Below are 17,721 nucleotides of genomic sequence, written 5' to 3'. Positions count from 1 at the left end.
TTTCGGCGCTTACTTGCCGATACAGAAACTCGAGAATATCCGCCCCAAAAGCTCGTCCGCGCTGATTCTGCCTGTGATTTCGCCGAGGGCTTCGGCGGCTTCGCGCAGGTCTTCGGCCAACAGCTCACCCGAACCGCTGGCAGTCAGTTCCGCCACGCCGTGATCGACCCGGTCAAGCGCGCACTGAAGCTGGTCAACGTGGCGCTGGCGAGCCGAAAACTCGCTGTCGCCCGAATCCGCCAGGCCCAGCTCCGCTATAACCAGCTGCTCGAGCAGATCCAGTCCGTCACCCGTGGCCGCCGACAGCCAGACCGAGCGCTGCTCCGACTTTGCCGGATGACCCGCCAGATCAATCTTGTTGTGGATGCGGATCAGGGGTACATCGGTCGGCAACCCCGGCGGCGGCAGCGGCTCGGGTACGCTGGCGTCGATCACCCAGAACACCAGGTCCGCGGAACGCATTTCACGTCGCGCGCGGCGCACGCCCTCGGCCTCGATGTGATCGCGGGTCTCGCGCAGGCCCGCGGTATCGGACAGGGTAATGCTCAGTCCGGCGATCGAGATGGTTTCACGCAAAACGTCGCGGGTGGTGCCGGGCGTTTCGGTAACGATGGCCGAATCCCGCCGGCTGAGGGCGTTGAGCAGGCTGGACTTGCCGGCATTGGGCGGGCCGATGATGGCAATGTGGATGCCATCGTTGAGCAGGCGACCGCCATCGGCCCGATGGAGCAGTTCGGCCAATTGACCGCGAAGCGCCTCGACCCGGGACAGGACGTCACCATCGGCCAGAAAGTCCACGTCCTCGTCAGGAAAATCCAGTGCCGCCTCGATCCACACCCGCAGTTCGGTCAGTGCTTGTGCCAATCCGTCGACGCGGCGGGAGAACTCCCCTTCCAGACTGCGCTGGGCGGCCCGTGCGGCCTTTTCGGTATTGGCCGCGATCAGGTCGGCGACCGCTTCGGCCTGGGCCAGGTCCATGCGCTCGTTCAGAAAGGCACGTTGGGAAAACTCGCCCGGGCCGGCGCGACGGGCGCCGGCGGCCAGGCAGGCAGCAGTCAGCAGTTCCAGGACCACCGGCGAACCGTGGGCCTGAAACTCGACCACGTCTTCGCCGGTAAAAGAGGCCGGACCGGGGAAGAGCAAAACCAGTCCCCGATCAATCTCCCGGCCCGCATCGTCGCGGAAGGCGCGAAGGCTGGCCGTGCGCGCCGGCGGCAGCGATCCGCTGATGCGCTCGGCGATGGAGAGGCTGTCAGGGCCGGAAAGCCGGATCACGCCGACCCCCCCGCGACCGGGCGGGGTGGCGATGGCGCAAATGGTGTCAGCCTTCGCGTTCAAGCCGCTTGAGGATGTACCACTGCTGAGCCAGCGAGACACCGGCGTTGGTTGCCCAGTAAAGCACCAGCCCGGCCGGGAACAGCGCGAACATGAAGGCAAAGACCACCGGCAGCCACATCATGATCTTGCGCTGCGTCGGGTCCATGCCGGCCGTCGGCATCAGGCGCTGGGTAATGATCATGAACGCGCCGTTGAGGATCGGCAGGATGAAATAGGGATCCGGGCGACTCAGGTCTGGCACCCACAAGAACGATGTCTGGCGCAGCTCGACCGACTCCAGCAGGACCCAGTACAGCGAGATGAAGATCGGGATCTGAACCAGGATGGGCAGACAGCCGCCGAGCGGGTTGACCTTCTCTTTTTTGTAGATGTCCATCATGGCCTGACCGAACTTCTGGCGGTCATCGCCATAGCGCTCCTTGAGCTGCTGGATGCGCGGCTGCAGTTTGCGCATCTTGCCCATGGAGCGGAACTGCGCTTCGGTCAGCTTGTAGAAGATCAGCTTGATCAGCAGGGTCAGCACCACGATGGACCAGCCCCAGTGGCCAATGACGATGTGGATCTTGTCCAGGGCCCAGAACAACGGCTGCGAAAGGATGCGGAACCAGCGGTAATCGACGCTCAGCACCAGACCGTCGGCGATCTCGTCGAGCCGGTTCTGCAATTTCGGACCGGCATAAAGACGGGCGGCGAAACTGTGGCTGTCGCCGTCAGCCACGGTCACCTGCGGGGAAGTTGCGGCTATGACATGGCGCGGCAGTCGATCGGCCGACACATAGCGGGTTGAGTAGCGATGCGTCTGGTCTTTCGGCGGAATCCAGGCGGCCAGGAAATAGTGTTGAATAAAGGCCGCCCATCCACCTTCGAAGGTGTCGCTGTGGCTACGCGATTCGATATCCTCGAAAGGCAGTTTACGCATGCCGTCCCCGGGACTGAACCAGGCACCGCCGTTGTAGCTGAACCGTTCGGGGTTGGTGAAGGCCGGGCCGGCGTCGCTGAAATCCGGTTCCGTGCGCTGCAGCTGGACATAGCGCGCCCCGCGCCATTCCTGACCGCTACCGTTGCGTACTTCGAATTCCAGGTCGACCACGTAATCGCCCCGGTAGAAAATCCAGGTGGCGACCACTTCCAGGCCGGATTCATCGCGCCAGCTCAAAGGCACTTCCAGCCGATCACTGCCCTCGGGTATTTCGTAGTAATCGCGCTCAAATTCCCAGCGGCTGGTGTGGTTGGGCGCCGGCATGCCGTCGGCCAGCAGCCCGGCCTGGGCAACGAACAGCTCGGGCAACTGCTCGACCAACAGCACGAACGGTTCATCGGGCTGATCCACGGCGACCGGATAGTCTTTGAGGCGCAGGTCAACCAGGGTGCCGCCATTGGCGTCGATATCGACTTTCAAGACATCGGTCACCACCTCGATCCGGCGGCTGGCCCTGATTTCGGCGGGCGGTGGGGTCGCCGCCTCGCTGTCCGGCGCATCTTGCAGCGTCGGCAGATCGGGCAGGTCGGCTACCGACTCGGTCGAGGGCTCCGGTTCTGACGGGGAAGAATCCGATGCGGTATCGGTAGACGGCCGCGGCGGGGCAGCATAGTCGCGCTGCCATTCCATGAACAGCAGGAAGCTCAGGATTCCGAGCGCGAGAATGAAGAAAGTCCGAGTATTCATGCTGTCAGATAAACCGCTGCCAAAGTTGTTCCAGCGCCGTTCGCAGGGCCGCCCGGTCGAGTTCAGCCGCAGATGGCTGCGCGAGGACCACGTAATCCATGCGGGCCAGTCTCGGTCGGTTCAGGCGGAAGGTTTCGCGAATCTGTCGCCGGATGCGATTACGGACCACGGCCCGGCCGGAAACCCGGCGAGAGACCGCCATGCCCAACCGGGCCTGCGTCGATTCGGCGAAGTGAATCCGAAAAACGGCGTTGCCGTGTCGTCGTCGACTCTCAAAGACCCGCTGAAACTCCGGGCCCGAAAGCAGGCGCGCGGAGCGGGGCAGGTCATGCACGCCAGCCGGCTTAGCGGCTGTTGCTTGCCGCCAGTCGCTTGCGGCCCTTGGCCCGGCGTGCATTGATGATCGCGCGGCCGGCACGGGTTGCCATCCGGGCGCGGAAACCATGCCGGCGGGCTCGCTTGATTCTGCTGGGTTGAAAAGTACGTTTCATGACGTTTGTCCTTGAATCCTGCCGAACTCTACGATGTAAGATGGAGCGCGGCGTTCGGCCAGCCTGACTGGCAGACACAAACCCGCAACAAAAGACGTCAAGGATAGCGTTTTCCGGACCTCCCAGTCAACGCTTTTGACGGAACCCATCGGAGCAGTATGAACAAGTCCGTCAACAGCCCATCTGCCTCAGTCCTCTGGCAACAGTGCCTGGAGCGTCTGGAGCGGCAGGTGCCGCTGGACGAACTCAACACCTGGCTGCGTCCCCTGCGCCTGACCCATCAAGGGTCTTCGCTCTTCCGTCTCAACGCGCCCAATGATTTTGTCCGCGACCAGGTGGAAGCCAATTACCTCGGCATGATCCGCGACTTTCTGGCCGGCCAGGGGATCGATCGAGAGGCGGTTTCGGTGGCCGTCGATGACGGTCCACGCCCGCGCCCCCCGGGAAATCGCAGTCGACCGAAGGGAGAAAAGCCGGCGCTGGACGACCGCTACCAGTTTGATAATTTCGTGCTGGGCAAGTCCAACGAGCTGGCCTTTGCGGCCGCCCGCCAGGTGGCCAAGAATCCGGGTACGGTCTACAACCCGCTGCTACTCTACGGCTCGACCGGGCTGGGCAAAACCCACCTGCTGCACGCGGCCGGCCAGTTCATTGTCGAGGCCAATCCCGAGGCGCGGATTCTGTACCTGCATTCCGAGAAGTTCGTTTCGGAGATGATCCAGGCGCTGCGGCGCGACAGTATCGATCAGTTCAAGCGCCGCTATCGGTCGGTGGAAACCCTGCTTATCGACGACATCCAGTTCTTTGCCGGAAAAGATCGTTCTCAGGAGGAATTTTTCCATACATTTAATAGTTTGCTGGAATCCAGACAACAGATTATCCTGACCTGCGACCGCTATCCGAAAGAGGTAGACGGGATTGAATCGAGGCTGCGATCGCGCTTCGGCTGGGGATTGACTGTTTCGATCGAGCCACCGGATTTCGAGACTCGGGTTGCGATCCTGCAAAAGAAAGCCGCTGAACGCGGCCTGGACCTGGAAGAGGAAGTCGCCAGCCTGATCGCCAAGCGCATGCGTTCCAACGTGCGAGATCTGGAGGGCGCGCTCAATTCGCTGATTGCCAACGCCCGCTTTTCCGGGCGTCGTATCGATCTCGACTACACCCAGGAAATCCTCCGCGACGTTCTGGCCGTGCACGATCGCCTGATCACGATCGAGAACATTCAGAAAACGGTCGCTGACTTTTACCAGTTGCGTGTCGCCGATTTGCTGTCGAAACGGCGGACCCGCTCCATCGCTCGCCCACGGCAAATGGCCATGTTTCTGGCCAAAAATCTCACCGACCACTCTCTCCCCGAGATCGGCAGCGCCTTCGGCGGACGTGACCATACGACAGTGTTGCACGCTTGTCGTAAAATCGAGAGTTTGTGCGAAACCGATGGCCGCTTGCGCGAAGAGCGGGCACGACTGACGCGGGAGTTGTCCTCCTGATGGGGTTAGCAAACGGTGATCAAGCTGTGGATAATGCAGGAGTGCAAACTTATCCACATTTCCCTCACAGCTTTGGCACCCATGTCGTCGGCAAGCAAAAAAATCGCAAGGGTTTAAAACTATTAATAAAAATAGGCTATCCACAGTATGCACAAGCCCTATTACTACAGTCTTTTTCTTTTCTTTCTTTAACCAACTGATGTTCTGACCTCGTGTCTTCATCCGACCCGGACCTGCAAGGAGCCACCATGAAGTTCTCCATCCAGCGCGAAGCATTGCTTGCACCGATTGCCCAGGTGGTCAATGTGGTGGAGCGTAGACAGACCTTGCCGGTACTGGCTAATTTCCTGATCGAGGCGGTCGATACCGGTTTACGGATTACGGGCACCGACATGGAGGTCGAGCTGGTTGCGCGAGCTCGCGCCGAGGTCGCGCAAACCGGGAGCATTACGGTGCCGGCGCGCAAGCTGGTCGATATCTGCCGGGCCTTGCCTGAAGGCGTGCAGATCAACGTTCAGCTCAACCAGGACAAGCTGGCGCTGCATGCCGGGCGCAGCCGATTCACACTGGCAACGCTTCCAGCCAGCGAGTTTCCATCCAGTGATCAGGCAGAGAGCCTGCAAACCTATTCGGTTCCGCAGGGCAGGCTGCGCTGGCTGATGGAAAAGACCGGCTTTGCCATGGCGCACCAGGATGTTCGCCATTACCTCAATGGCCTCCTGCTTGAATTTCGCGAAGGCGTGGTGCGAGCGGTGGCGACGGACGGGCACCGGCTTGCGTTGGGCGAGATCGAGGCCGGGACCAGTGGCGAGGTACGCAGCCTGATCGTCCCGCGAAAAGGGGTGATGGAGCTCAATCGGGTACTGGAGGACAGCGATGAGGCGCTCAGCCTGGTGGTTGGCCAGGGCTTTTTGCGGGTCGATCGAGAGCGTATCGTGCTGACCACCAAGCTGATCGATGGGCGGTTTCCCGATTACGAGGCGGTGGTACCCATCGCGACCGACCAGTCGCTGGTCGCCGATCGCGGCGCGTTCGTCCATGCGCTGCAGCGGGCCGCGATCCTGTCGAACGAAAAATATCGGGGTGTGCGGCTGGAAATGACGCCCGGGCTATTGCGAATCATCGCGCACAACCCGCAGCAGGAAGAGGCCACCGAAGAGATCGAGGCAGAGCACACCTACGAAAACCTCAAGGTGGGCTTCAACGTCAATTACCTGCTGGACGCCTTGGGTTCCATCGACGGTGATCAAGTTCGCCTGGCGCTGCGGGACGCCAACAGTTCCTGCCTGGTGACGGCGACCGACAACGAAGCGGTACGTCAGGTCGTCATGCCGCTCAAGCTCTGACCGCTATTCAACTCCAGCTCGCCGGATCGGGGTCGCGATGGGGCGTTGATCGGGGCCGCGCGGTTCAGTGAGCCTGAAGCGTCTCAGCATCGAGGGGGTGCGCAACCTGGCACCGGTAGAGATTGCCCCCGGGGAGAATCTGAACTGGTTTCACGGCGCGAACGGGGCCGGCAAGACCAGCGTTCTGGAAGCGGTTTTTCTGCTCGCGCGGGGGCGCTCTTTTCGCAGCCACCGGATTTCCTCGGTGATCCAGCATGGCCAGGATCGCGTGCGCGTTGTTGCTTGTCGTTGGCCAGACGGAATGACGCTGGGTATGGAGCGCTCCGCGGGTTCATGGCGGGGTCGCATCGGTGGCAAGGAGTGCCTGCGCTTGAGCGAGTTTGCCGCTTGCCTGCCGCTGGTGCTGATGCAGCCCGACAGTCACCGCCTGATCGACGGTGGGCCGGAGCATCGACGACAGTACCTCGACTGGCAGTTGTTTCACGTGGAACCTCACTATCTCGAAACCTGGCAGCGTTATGCCCGATATTTGCGCCAGCGCAATGCGGGGCTGAGGTCCGGCGCCAGCGACGCGGTTTTACAGGCTTTGGAGCAGCCGATGGCCGAAGCGGGGGAGCGCATGAGCGCGTTCCGGGCTGGCCTCGTCGATAAAGCACGCGTCGTGATCGACTCGCTGGCGGCAACGCTGGGGATTCACCTGCCTGGCGCAGTCGAGTTTCGCTATCGGCGGGGGTATCCGGCGGAGGAAGGGCTGCTCGGCGCGCTGTCGGCATCGCGGGCGCGAGACCGGGAGCTGGGCTTTACCCGCCCGGGTCCGCATCGAGGCGAGCTGGTGATTCAGTGCGCGGGGCAGGCCGCAGCGCAAGAGCTTTCCCGGGGGCAGCAAAAACTGCTTGCGCTTTTGCTGCAGCTGTCGCAGCTGGATGGGCTGGTGGGCGAAGGGGTGCGGCCCCTGCTGTTGCTGGATGACCCGGTCTCCGAACTCGATGGTCGGCATTTTGGTCTGGTGCTGGACTGGTTGGAGCAACAGCCGGTGCAGGCCTGGGTGACCGCGACGGTGCCTTGTCCGACGGCCGGCCGGATGTTCCACGTGGAACAGGGCAAAATCGAGCGGGTGCTATAATCGGCCGATTGTTCAGAGCGGATTTGCAATGACCGAAGAAAGCTACGGATCCGGCAGTATCAAGGTTCTCAAGGGCCTGGATGCCGTTCGAAAACGGCCGGGCATGTACATCGGGGATACCGATGACGGCACCGGGCTGCACCACATGGTGTTTGAGGTCGTCGACAACTCCATCGATGAGGCGCTGGCGGGACACTGTGACGAGATCAGCGTGGTCCTGCACGATGACGGTATGGTCAGCGTGTCCGACAATGGCCGCGGCATTCCGGTTGACCTGCACGAGGAAGAGGGGCGGTCTGCGGCAGAAGTCATCATGACCGTGCTCCATGCCGGCGGGAAGTTCGACGATAACTCCTACAAGGTCTCCGGCGGGCTACACGGGGTGGGGGTCTCGGTCGTCAATGCGCTGTCCGAAAGACTGGAGCTGGTCATTGACCGCCAGGGCAAGCGCTGGGTTCAGACCTTTGAAGACGGCGTGCCGGTGGCGCCGTTGTCCACCACCGGTACGAGCGAGCAGACCGGGACGACCATTCGCTTCCTGCCGAGTCGGGAGACGTTCTCGGATATCGAGTTTCACTACGACATCCTCGCCCGGCGCCTGCGCGAGCTGAGTTTTCTCAATTCCGGAATCGCGATCAACCTGACCGACGAGCGCAGCGGCCGCGAAGATCGTTTTCGCTACGAAGGGGGTATTCGCTCATTTGTCCAGCACCTCAGCGACAAGAAAACACCGCTCCATCCCAACACCCTGCATTTTAAGGCGGCCTCGGACGATATCGAGGTCGAAGCCGCGCTGCAGTGGACCGATGCGTACCAGGAAAGCGTGTTCTGCTTTACCAACACCATTCCGCAGCGCGATGGCGGCACCCATCTGGCGGGGTTCCGGGCGGCCCTGACGCGCACCTTGAATGCCTACATCGACGAGTCCGGCATCGCCCGGAAGTCCAAGGTTCAGACCACCGGCGACGACTGCCGAGAAGGTTTGATTGCCGTGCTGTCGGTGAAGGTGCCGGACCCGAAGTTTTCCTCCCAGACCAAGGACAAGCTGGTTTCTTCGGACGTCAAGTCTGCCGTCGAGGCGGTGATGGCCGAACAGTTGCGCGATTTCCTGCTCGAGCACCCGGCCGACGCCAAGGTTATTACCGGCAAGGTGGTCGAGGCGGCCCGGGCCCGGGAGGCCGCGCGCAAGGCGCGCGACATGACCCGCCGCAAGGGCGTGCTGGACGTCGCCGGCCTGCCCGGCAAGCTGGCCGACTGCCAGGAAAAGGATCCGGCCCTGTCTGAACTGTTTATTGTCGAGGGTGACTCGGCCGGCGGTTCAGCCAAGCAGGGGCGCAACCGCAAGTACCAGGCCATTTTGCCGCTCAAGGGCAAGATTCTCAACGTCGAAAAGGCCCGGTTCGACAAGATGCTGGGTTCGGCCGAGGTCGGCACCCTGATCACGGCCCTGGGCACGGGCATCGGCCGGGACGAGTTCGACCCGGACAAGCTGCGCTATCACCGCATCATCATCATGACCGATGCCGACGTCGACGGGTCCCACATCCGGACGCTGCTGCTGACGTTCTTCTACCGCCAGATGCCGGAACTGATCGAGCGGGGCCACGTATACATTGCCCAACCCCCGCTGTACAAGATCAAGCAGGGCAAACAGGAGTGGTATCTCAAGGACGAGGCCGAGATGAACCGCTACCTGCTCGAGCGCGCGCTCGACGGCGCGCGCTTGTATCCGGGCGAAGAAACGCCCCCGCTTAGCGATACTGCCCTGGCTGATCTGTTGCGAAATTTCCAGCAGGCCGCCCAGGTTGCCGAGCGGTTGAAGCTGCGCCATGATCACACGGTGATTGGACAACTGATTGATTTTGAACCATTTCCTCTGGACTCCCCGGGTTCTGTGGAAGGCTGGTCGGATCGATTCCGGACCCGCCTGGAGCAGGCCACACCACCGGGCGTGGTCTGGCGCATCCAGGCGCTGGGGATGGGTGGTGTCGTGATATCGCGCCACGCCCAGGGCGTGGTCCAGGACACTTTGCTGGACGAGGCGTTTTTCCGGTCTCCGGAATATCGCCACCTCGCCCGCGTCGGCGAGGTGGTTGGCGACTTGTTCGGACCCGGCGCGCGGATTGAGCGCGGCAACCAGTCGGCTCGCGTTTCCCGCTTTGCCGAGGCCTACGACTGGCTGATGGCCGAATCCCGCAAGGGCAGGAGCTTCCAGCGCTTCAAAGGGTTGGGTGAAATGAACCCTGATCAGCTGTGGGATACCACGGTCAACCCCGACACGCGCCGCTTGCTCAAGGTCACCATCGAGGACGCCGTGGCAGCCGACGAGGTCTTTTCGACTTTGATGGGCAATGAAGTCGAGCCCCGGCGGGCCTTTATCGAGTCCAACGCCCTGCGCGTCAGCAACCTGGACGTCTAAGGCCGCGGCGAGGCCTGTTCCGGCGGCATGACCGCCGCGAAACAGGCGAAATTCAGGCACTGGAACCAGTCAATGACCTGCTCGAAACCCGCCGCGCGCAAACGTTGGTGGTGGGTTTCGCGATCCTCGGCAATCAGAACGTTTTCCAGCGCCTGACGCTTGCGCGCAATTTCCAGGTCGGAATAGCCCTGGGCGCGCTTGAAGTCGTGGTGGTGCGCATCCAGCCAGGATTGCTGGGCTGGCGCAAAGCTCAGTTTTTCGGCCAGCAGCAAGACACCGCCCGGCAACAGCCCCGACGCGATTCTTGCGATCAGAGCGTCGCGCCGAGCCGGCTCGATGAACTGCAGGGTGAAGTACATCATCACCAGTGAGGCGCGTTCAATCCGGAGATTGCAGGCGTCGCCTTCCAGAATATGAACAGGGACGATCGAGTTGTCTTCTGCAACGATTTGTCGGCAACGTTGCACCATCTGTCGCGAACTGTCGATACCAATGATTTCCACATCGGGGCTCTGGACGGCCCGTCTGGCCGCCAGCGTGGCCGCCCCCAGCGAGCAGCCAAGATCATAGATGCGCGATCCTTTGCCGACCGCTCGACGAACGATCAGGGGCGTGAGCTCCAGCAACTGTCGGTAGCCCGGGACTGAGCGCTCAATCATGTCCGGAAACACCCGCACCACCGACTCGGTGAATTCGAATGGCGCGACGCCGCGGTCCTTGCCGGCGTAGATTCGGTCCGTACCCATGCCTCAGTCGGTCTGCCGAGCGGGGTCTTGTTCAACCAGCTCGGCGAAGCGGCCGAGCACTTCTTGCCCGGAGGGGGTGGGCCGCAGCGAAGCGAGCAGGCGATCGGTGTAGATGCCTTCACCGCTCAGCACGGCCGCCCGCGAGCGAATGTAGCAATCCATGATCTCGACGTTGAACTCGGGATGGAACTGCAGGCCCCAGCTGGCCTGGCCAAAATACAGGCCGTGGTGGTCGTCGCCCTCGCTGCGGGCGATGATCTTCGCGCCCGGCGGCGGCTCCAGCACGGCTTCAACGTGCGTGGCCTGGAAATGCCGCGATGGCGCGAAGCCGCCCAGCAGCGGATCGGCCGGTTCGACGATATCGACCTTGAGGCTGCCCATGCGCCGGCCGTGCGGATTGGGACCGACCCGTCCGCCCAGTGCATGGGCGAGCAACTGGTGTCCGTAGCAAACGCCGAGCATGGGAATACCGGTGGGTTGCGCCTCGGCCAGCCACGCTGCCGCGCGCTCCGACCACTCGTGGCGATGCGAGACCATGGCCGGCGAACCGGTCACGATCACACCATCGAGTAAAGCACACTCGTCGGGCAGCGGCTGGCCCTCGTAGACGTTGACCGTCGTGAACTCGAATCGATCCCGACCGATGCTGTCGATGAACCAGTCATCGAAGTCCCCGAAGCGCTCCCCGGCTGCCGGCACGCTGGAGCCGGTCTTGATGATCATCACTCGCTTGCCCATGGGGCCAATGATACGGCCTTGCCCGTTATACTGCGCGTTGACCTCAAGCGCTCTTGTCGGGAAGCCCGCCACCGTGAACTTTCAGGATTTCATCCGCGCTCTGGACGACTACTGGGCCGGGCAGGGCTGCGTGTTGACCGCACCGCTGGACCTGGAGGTCGGCGCCGGGACGTTTCATCCGGCCACCTTCCTGCGCTCGATCGGCCCCGAACCGTGGAACGCGGCCTACATCCAGCCCTGCCGTCGCCCGACCGACGGCCGCTATGGCGAAAACCCAAATCGCCTGCAGCATTACTACCAGTATCAGGTGGTGATGAAGCCTTCGCCGCTGAACTTCCAGGAGCTCTACCTGGGCTCGCTGGATGCGGTTGGCATTGACCCGAAAGTGCACGATATCCGCTTTGTGGAAGACAACTGGGAATCACCGACGCTGGGCGCCTGGGGCCTGGGCTGGGAAGTCTGGCTCAACGGCATGGAGGTCACCCAGTTCACCTACTTCCAGCAGGCCGGCGGTCTGGAGTGCCGGCCGGTCATGGGGGAGATCACCTACGGCCTGGAACGACTGGCGATGTACCTGCAGGGCGTGGAAAGCGTATACGACCTGGTCTGGACACAAGGTCCGTTCGGCCCGGTCACTTACGGTGAGGTTTATCACCAAAACGAGGTGGAGCAGTCAACTTACAACTTCGAGAAAGCCGACATCGTCAGTCTTTTCGGCTGGTTTGATACCTGCGAACAACAGGCCCGCGACCTGGTGGCAGCGGATCTGCCCCTGCCGGCTTACGACCAGGTGCTGAAAGCCTCGCACACCTTCAACCTGCTCGACGCCCGGCAAGCCATATCGGTGACCGAACGCCAGCGCTACATTTTGCGGGTGCGCGATCTTTCGCGCCTGGTGGCCGAGGCCTACCTGGCCCGCCGCGAGGCGCTGGGCTTTCCCGGCCTGAAGCGCTCGGGGGAAGCCGCATGAACGCAGCCAGCGAAATGGATTGCCCACTGCTGATCGAGCTGGGCTGCGAAGAATTGCCCGCGGGCCAGATCGACAGCCAGCTGAAACTGCTCGGTGAGGGTTTGCACGCGCGTCTGCAAGAAGCCGGTTTGGTCGAAGCCGGAACGGCGCCGATATTGCTGGGGACGCCGCGGCGGCTCGCTGTCCGTTTCGACGCGGTTCGCGCTCGCCAGGCCGACCAGGTCCTGGAACGGAAAGGCCCGGCAGAGTCTGTGGCATTCGAGGCCGATGGCAAACCGACCCGGGCCGCCGAAGGCTTTGCCCGCAGCGTCAATGTCGCAGTCGAAAACCTTGAGCGAATCGAAAACGAACAGGGTCGCTGGCTGTTTGCCAGGATTCACAAGAAAGGTGAATCGCTGACAGAGCTTCTTCCGGACATGCTCGATTCCACGGTGCGCGCCATGGCTGGCGCGCGCAGCATGCGCTGGTCAGATCGCTCTGAGCGCTTTCTGCGTCCGGTTCGCTGGCTGATGATCCTGCACGGGGACCGCGTGGTGCCGGTATCGGCTTTCGGCCTGGATGCCGGCCGCGAAACCCGGGGCCATCGCATCCATGGGCCCGGAGCACGGGTTGTCGACCACGTCGATCAATACAGCGCCGTTCTCCGGGCCGGTTTTGTCGAGCCCGATGCCGGCGAGCGCCGAGACCGGATTCGCACCGGGGCTGAGCGGCTGGCGCGCGGAGCAGGCCTTGAGCCGGTCATCGAGGAGCGCCTTCTCGATGAGGTGGCGGGTTTGACCGAATGGCCGATGGCCGTGCTCGGGGGGTTCGATGAGCGCTTTCTGGAGGTGCCGGCCGAGGCGCTGATTTCATCCATGCAGCAGCACCAGAAGTGTTTCCCGCTGCGCCATCCTGATGGCCGCCTGGCACCGCATTTCATTGCCGTGGCCAACATTGAAAGCACCGATGTTGCTGCCATGACGGCGGGCTTTGAGCGTGTGATCCGACCGCGCCTGGCCGACGCGCGGTTTTTCTTTGAGCAGGATCGGCGGATCCCGCTGGCCGATCGCCTTGATCGCTTGGCATCGATCAAGTTTCAGGAAAAACTGGGTTCGGTCGCGGCCAAGACGAAGCGGCTGCAGGAGTTGGCCGCATCCATGGCCAATCTGTTCGGCGCCGAGCTCGAAACCGTGAAACGGGCCGCGCGGTTAAGCAAGTGTGACCTGGTGACCGAGATGGTCGGCGAATTCCCGGAACTGCAGGGCATCATGGGTCGCTACTACGCGTTGGCCGACGGCGAGCCGGAAACGGTGGCGACCGCGGTGGAAAGCCACTACCTGCCGCGCCACGCGGGGGATACTCTGCCGCAGGATGCGGCCGGCCGGGCGCTGGCACTGGCCGACCGGCTGGATACCCTGGTCGGCGTCTTCGCCGCCGGGCAGAAGCCGAAAGGCGGCAAGGATCCGTTCGCCCTGCGCCGGGCTGCGCTGGGCGTGGTCCGCATTCTGGAAGCGGCGGCGATCGAGGTCCCGGTGCGCGATCTGCTCGGACGCGCCGGCCGAGCACTGGCGGCCGACCTGGGCGACATGCTGACCATCGACGAGGCTCTGATCGCGGAGGTTGACGATTTCGTTGCCGAGCGCCTGCGTTCCCATGCCGCCGATGCCGGCATCGAAGCCAATACCGTGCACGCCGTGGCCGCAAGCGGTGAGCGCACTGTGGTTGACTTCATGGCCTGTGCCCGGGCGGTTCAGGCTTTCGCCGCCGACCCGCATGCCGACAGCCTGATTGCCGCCAACAAGCGTATCGCCAACCTGCTGCGCCAGGCGGGAGATCCGATATCCGGGACCGTGACAGGCGAGGCGCTGGTCGAGCCCGCCGAGAAGGAGCTGGCCGAGGCCGTGACCGAAACCGCACGGAATCTTGATGAAATTCTGGCCCGAAACGACTATACCGCGGCGCTGGAAAATCTCGCGCAGCTGCGCGATCCGGTCGATCGCTTCTTTGAGGCCGTGATGGTAATGGCTGAGGACGACGACCTGCGCCAGAACCGGCTTGCGCTGCTGGCCGGCTTGCGCCAGCAGTTTCTGCGAGTGGCCGATGTGGCCCGCCTGGGGCGCTGATGGTGGCGTCTGGGCCGGTTCTGGTGCAGCGCGGGCTGCTGCTTGACCGGGCGCGTGTGCCTGATCCCGATCGTATAGCCGAAGTGGTTGCTTTCCAGCGCTCTGGCCACCGGGTTCTGCTGCTGGCGCGACAACCCCAGCGTTGGCGACCCACGCGAAATTCGATGGATGCCGACCTGGGTCTGCAGCAGCAGCTGCATCAGGCCTTTCGGCGCGCCGGGGCCGAGCTGGACGGCACTTTGTACCTGGCCACCGGCCTGTTTGCCCGGCGCCAGAGTCGGACCGAAGAGCTGGCCCGGGCCGCGCGCCGCTATGGCGTGGAAGCCGGGCAACTGATCGCCGTGGGTTCTGACGATACGCTACTCGACAGCGTGGTCCAGTCCGGTGGTCGTGCCCTCAACGTGGGTTCGGTCCGCGTCGCCGGTGCCAGTCGGCACCGGCACCTGAAGGCGGCGCTGCTCGCGCTCGACTGATCGGGATGGCGGGTCCCGACGCCGAGCTTGCCCAGACCCTGCGCGCCGCCTTGGCGCAGACCTGCAACCCGGAAACGGTCGATGACCTCCTGGCCGCGCATTCGAATCATCTGTCCCGGCACGGCGATTTTTCCCGTTGGCAGAATCACCTGGCCGGATTGCCGCCGGTGCACCGTGACTGGCATATCGATGGCGGCACCCTGGTCGCCGGGCGACGCGTGGGGAAGGCGGAAGCGCTGATCGAACACCTTCGTTCGTTCATTCCTTGGCGCAAAGGTCCGCTACGGCTGGCCGGCGTGAACATCGATACCGAGTGGCGCTCGGATTGGAAATGGGACCGCATTTCCCCCCATCTTGATCTGACGGCCAAGCGGGTCCTGGACGTGGGTGCCGGCAACGGCTACTTTGGCTGGCGCATGCTTGATCAGGGTGCCGAGGCGGTGATCGGCTGCGATCCAACGCCGCTGTTTGTGATCCAGCACGCTGTGATTCGCCACTTTGCCGGGCCGGCCGCAAACCATTTGCTCGCTCAGCGGCTGGAAGACCTGCCGCAAACGCTGGCGGATTTTGACGCGGTTTTTTCCATGGGCGTGCTCTATCATCGACGTCGCCCGATCGACCACCTGACCGATCTGCGAAAGCGCCTGAAACAGGGCGGAACGTTGATCCTGGAAACTCTTGTCGCGCCGGGTGATGCCGCACAGCTGCTGCCCACGCCGGATCGCTACGCGGGGATGCGCAACGTGCACGGATTACCCACCGTGGCGCTGTTGCACCAGTGGCTGGAGCAAAGCGGCTTCAGCACGGTTCGCTGCGTGGATCGCACCGCGACCACGATCGAAGAGCAGCGCAGCACCGACTGGATGCCCTACCACTCCCTGGCCCAGGCGCTCGACCCGGCGCGCCCGGGATGGACGGTGGAAGGTCTGCCCGCCCCGGCGCGCACGGTCTGGCTGGCGCGCAGTGTCTCACCGCCGGACAGCGCTTGCTGATATGCTCCGGCTGCCATGATCAAGCAAGCCCTGATTACCCTGCTGGTGGCCGTGATCGTCATCGTTGTCGCGCGCATGAAGCGCGGCCGCGAACAGGCGCGCGAGCGCGGCGATGCCGCCTCTGCAGATGAACAGCCGTGGTATCAGTCCACGACCGCGATTGTCGGATTTATCTTTGCCGGTATCGTAATTCTGTCCACCGCCGGAGTGACCTGGCTGCGCTACCAGCACGCCAACGAGGTGGTTCGGGTCGAGGTGGTCGAACCCTCCTCGGGCACCCGCTCGGTCTACCAGGTGCGACGCAAGGACCTGGGCGAGCGGGAGTTTCGTACCGTGGACGGCCGCCAGGTTTCCCTGGCCTCCAGCGACCGGGTCGAGCGGATCGAATAGTTTTTCCGGCCGCCTAGAAGACCCCGAGAATACCCGCCATCACCACCAGGATGAGCAGCGGCGTGACGATGCGGGTCAGCCATAGCCAGCCCTTGAACGCCCAGTCGTGCATCTTGTCGTCGAGCTCCTCGCGGGTGATGGTCTTCGACAGGACCCAGCCGGCAAAAATCGCAGTGAGCAGACCGCCGATGGGCAGCATGATGTCGGCCGCCAGAAATTCGATCGCGTCCATGACCGACTTGCCGCCGACGGAGACTTCAGACCAGATATTGAACGAGAAGACCGACGCCAGCCCCGCCAGCCAGCCCAGTACAGCGACGGTCAGAGCGGCGGACTTGCGCGAAAGGTTGGTGGATTCCACCAGGTAGGCCACGGCTGGTTCCATCAGCGAAATGGCACTGGTCCAGGCGGCTACAGAAAGCAGCAGGAAAAACGCCATGCCGTAGGCGATGCCGAAAGGCATCTCGGCAAAGGCCAGCGGCAGCGAGGTAAAGATCAGTCCGGCGCCGCCGCTGCCTGGGTCGATGCCGAAGGCGATGATGACCGGAAAGATCGCCAGCCCGGCGATCAGCGCCACTGCAGTATCGGACAATGCGACGGCGGTGCCGACCTTGGGTACGTGGACGTGCGAGGGCAGATAGGCTCCGTAGGTCATGATGGCGCACATGCCCAGGCTCAGTGTAAAGAAGGCCTGGCCCATGGCGGTCACGATCATGCCGCCGGAGACCTGCGACCAGTCTGGTTTGAACATGAACGCCACCGCGTCCATGAAGTGTCCGGTACTGACGCCGTAAAGCAGCAGGATCAGCAGCAGAACGAACAGCACCGGCATGAGGATACCCACCGCCCGTTCCAGGCCCTTTTCGACCCCGAGCGCAACCACACCGACGGTCATGACCATGAACACCCCGTGCCAGAACGTCAGTTCCCCGGCGTTGGCCAGCAGGGCGCCGAAGGTTGCGTTCGGGTCGGTAATCCCCGCCCCACCGAACAACTCCTTGAGATACAGGAAGCCATAGTGCAGCGTCCAGCCGGCAACCACCGAATAGAACGACAGAATCAGGAAACCGGCGAGGATGCCGAGAAAGCCCAGCCCCATCCAGGCGCGTGAGGCGCCGACGTCGTCGGCCAACTCGCGCATCGAGTTGACCGGGCTCATTCGCCCGCGCCGCCCGATGACGATCTCGGAAAACATCACCGGCAGACCGACCAGGGCGATGCAGATGAGATAAACCAGCACGAATGCGCCGCCGCCGTTTTCAGAAGTGATGTAGGGAAAGCGCCAGATATTGCCGAGGCCGACTGCCGAGCCGGTCGCTGCCAGCACGAAGGCCAGCCGGGATGACCACATCCCGTGGATGGAAGAGGTTTTCATGGTGGGCGTTGGGGTTTGGTCCCGCGTTGTTGTTGTCACCAGGCCGTCATTGTGCTTCAAGC

At 63.0% G+C, this 17,721-nt stretch carries 17 protein-coding genes; 10 read left to right on the top strand and 7 right to left on the bottom strand.

All coding sequences use genetic code 11. The features are described 5' to 3' along the window. Positions 1 to 9: 9 nt before the first annotated feature. Genes mnmE through rpmH form a run of 4 tightly spaced genes read right to left on the bottom strand, consistent with a single transcriptional unit; the run spans position 10 to position 3,495 of the window. Positions 10 to 1,338: a tRNA uridine-5-carboxymethylaminomethyl(34) synthesis GTPase MnmE gene (mnmE, locus tag G3I74_RS05425; protein ID WP_164210564.1), complete on the bottom strand. Its 1,329-nt coding sequence runs from the start codon at positions 1,336 to 1,338 to the stop codon at positions 10 to 12. Beyond that, entirely contained in the window at positions 1,322 to 3,004 is a 1,683-nt protein-coding gene (gene yidC / locus G3I74_RS05420; RefSeq protein WP_164210563.1) for a membrane protein insertase YidC, read from the bottom strand. The genes mnmE and yidC overlap by 17 nt, the downstream gene beginning before the upstream one ends. 4 nt (positions 3,005 to 3,008) lie before the next feature. Beyond that, entirely contained in the window at positions 3,009 to 3,338 is a 330-nt protein-coding gene (gene rnpA / locus G3I74_RS05415; protein WP_164210562.1) for a ribonuclease P protein component, read from the bottom strand. Positions 3,339 to 3,348: 10 nt separating this feature from the next. Then, positions 3,349 to 3,495 carry a 50S ribosomal protein L34 gene (gene rpmH, locus G3I74_RS05410; RefSeq protein WP_164210561.1) on the bottom strand — a complete coding sequence of 49 codons (147 nt, stop codon included), beginning with the start codon at positions 3,493 to 3,495 and terminating at the stop codon, positions 3,349 to 3,351. Positions 3,496 to 3,653: 158 nt separating this feature from the next. Between rpmH and dnaA the strand changes: the two genes are divergently transcribed. The 5 genes from dnaA to gyrB all read left to right on the top strand — a co-directional run bounded on the left by dnaA (position 3,654) and on the right by gyrB (position 9,873). Then, positions 3,654 to 4,985: a chromosomal replication initiator protein DnaA gene (gene dnaA, locus G3I74_RS05405; RefSeq protein ID WP_164210560.1), complete on the top strand. Its 1,332-nt coding sequence runs from the start codon at positions 3,654 to 3,656 to the stop codon at positions 4,983 to 4,985. Continuing rightward, positions 4,985 to 5,185 carry a hypothetical protein gene (locus G3I74_RS05400; protein ID WP_164210559.1) on the top strand — a complete coding sequence of 67 codons (201 nt, stop codon included), beginning with the start codon at positions 4,985 to 4,987 and terminating at the stop codon, positions 5,183 to 5,185. The genes dnaA and G3I74_RS05400 overlap by 1 nt, the downstream gene beginning before the upstream one ends. A 48-nt stretch (positions 5,186 to 5,233) precedes the next feature. Next, positions 5,234 to 6,331: a DNA polymerase III subunit beta gene (dnaN, locus tag G3I74_RS05395; RefSeq protein ID WP_164210558.1), complete on the top strand. Its 1,098-nt coding sequence runs from the start codon at positions 5,234 to 5,236 to the stop codon at positions 6,329 to 6,331. Between the two features lie 67 nt (positions 6,332 to 6,398). Beyond that, positions 6,399 to 7,454, top strand: a complete 1,056-nt coding sequence (recF, locus tag G3I74_RS05390; RefSeq protein WP_164210557.1) for a DNA replication/repair protein RecF — start codon at positions 6,399 to 6,401, stop codon at positions 7,452 to 7,454. A 28-nt stretch (positions 7,455 to 7,482) separates the two neighbouring features. Further along, positions 7,483 to 9,873 carry a DNA topoisomerase (ATP-hydrolyzing) subunit B gene (gene gyrB / locus G3I74_RS05385; RefSeq protein ID WP_164210556.1) on the top strand — a complete coding sequence of 797 codons (2,391 nt, stop codon included), beginning with the start codon at positions 7,483 to 7,485 and terminating at the stop codon, positions 9,871 to 9,873. On the opposite strand, the gene cmoA is transcribed toward gyrB, so the two are convergent. After that, a complete protein-coding gene (gene cmoA, locus G3I74_RS05380) occupies positions 9,870 to 10,619 on the bottom strand; it encodes a carboxy-S-adenosyl-L-methionine synthase CmoA (RefSeq protein WP_164210555.1) in 750 nt (249 codons plus the stop codon). The two genes, gyrB and cmoA, sit on opposite strands and share 4 nt — an antisense overlap. A 3-nt stretch (positions 10,620 to 10,622) precedes the next feature. Further along, positions 10,623 to 11,357: a glutamine amidotransferase gene (locus G3I74_RS05375; protein WP_164210554.1), complete on the bottom strand. Its 735-nt coding sequence runs from the start codon at positions 11,355 to 11,357 to the stop codon at positions 10,623 to 10,625. Between the two features lie 73 nt (positions 11,358 to 11,430). On the opposite strand from G3I74_RS05375, the gene glyQ reads away from it, so the two are divergent. The 5 genes from glyQ to G3I74_RS05350 are packed head-to-tail and all read left to right on the top strand — an operon-like array spanning position 11,431 to position 16,284. Then, positions 11,431 to 12,327, top strand: a complete 897-nt coding sequence (gene glyQ / locus G3I74_RS05370) for a glycine--tRNA ligase subunit alpha (protein ID WP_338063065.1) — start codon at positions 11,431 to 11,433, stop codon at positions 12,325 to 12,327. After that, positions 12,324 to 14,429, top strand: a complete 2,106-nt coding sequence (gene glyS / locus G3I74_RS05365) for a glycine--tRNA ligase subunit beta (protein WP_239056619.1) — start codon at positions 12,324 to 12,326, stop codon at positions 14,427 to 14,429. Before glyQ ends, glyS begins: the two co-directional genes overlap by 4 nt. After that, positions 14,429 to 14,902 (top strand): hypothetical protein, encoded by a 474-nt coding sequence (locus G3I74_RS05360; RefSeq protein ID WP_164210553.1) that lies wholly within the window; start codon positions 14,429 to 14,431, stop codon positions 14,900 to 14,902. Before glyS ends, G3I74_RS05360 begins: the two co-directional genes overlap by 1 nt. A 5-nt stretch (positions 14,903 to 14,907) precedes the next feature. After that, entirely contained in the window at positions 14,908 to 15,894 is a 987-nt protein-coding gene (gene cmoB, locus G3I74_RS05355; protein ID WP_164210552.1) for a tRNA 5-methoxyuridine(34)/uridine 5-oxyacetic acid(34) synthase CmoB, read from the top strand. 15 nt (positions 15,895 to 15,909) lie between these two features. Next, positions 15,910 to 16,284: a hypothetical protein gene (locus G3I74_RS05350; protein WP_164210551.1), complete on the top strand. Its 375-nt coding sequence runs from the start codon at positions 15,910 to 15,912 to the stop codon at positions 16,282 to 16,284. Positions 16,285 to 16,297: 13 nt separating this feature from the next. On the opposite strand, the gene G3I74_RS05345 is transcribed toward G3I74_RS05350, so the two are convergent. Then, positions 16,298 to 17,659, bottom strand: a complete 1,362-nt coding sequence (locus G3I74_RS05345; protein WP_164210550.1) for a sodium-dependent transporter — start codon at positions 17,657 to 17,659, stop codon at positions 16,298 to 16,300. Positions 17,660 to 17,721 lie beyond the last annotated feature (62 nt).

The organism is Wenzhouxiangella limi, assembly GCF_010499265.1.
Taxonomy (GTDB): domain Bacteria; phylum Pseudomonadota; class Gammaproteobacteria; order Xanthomonadales; family Wenzhouxiangellaceae; genus Wenzhouxiangella; species Wenzhouxiangella limi.
Note: the sequence above shows the minus strand (reverse complement) of the source record. Positions and strands in the feature narration are given on the sequence as shown.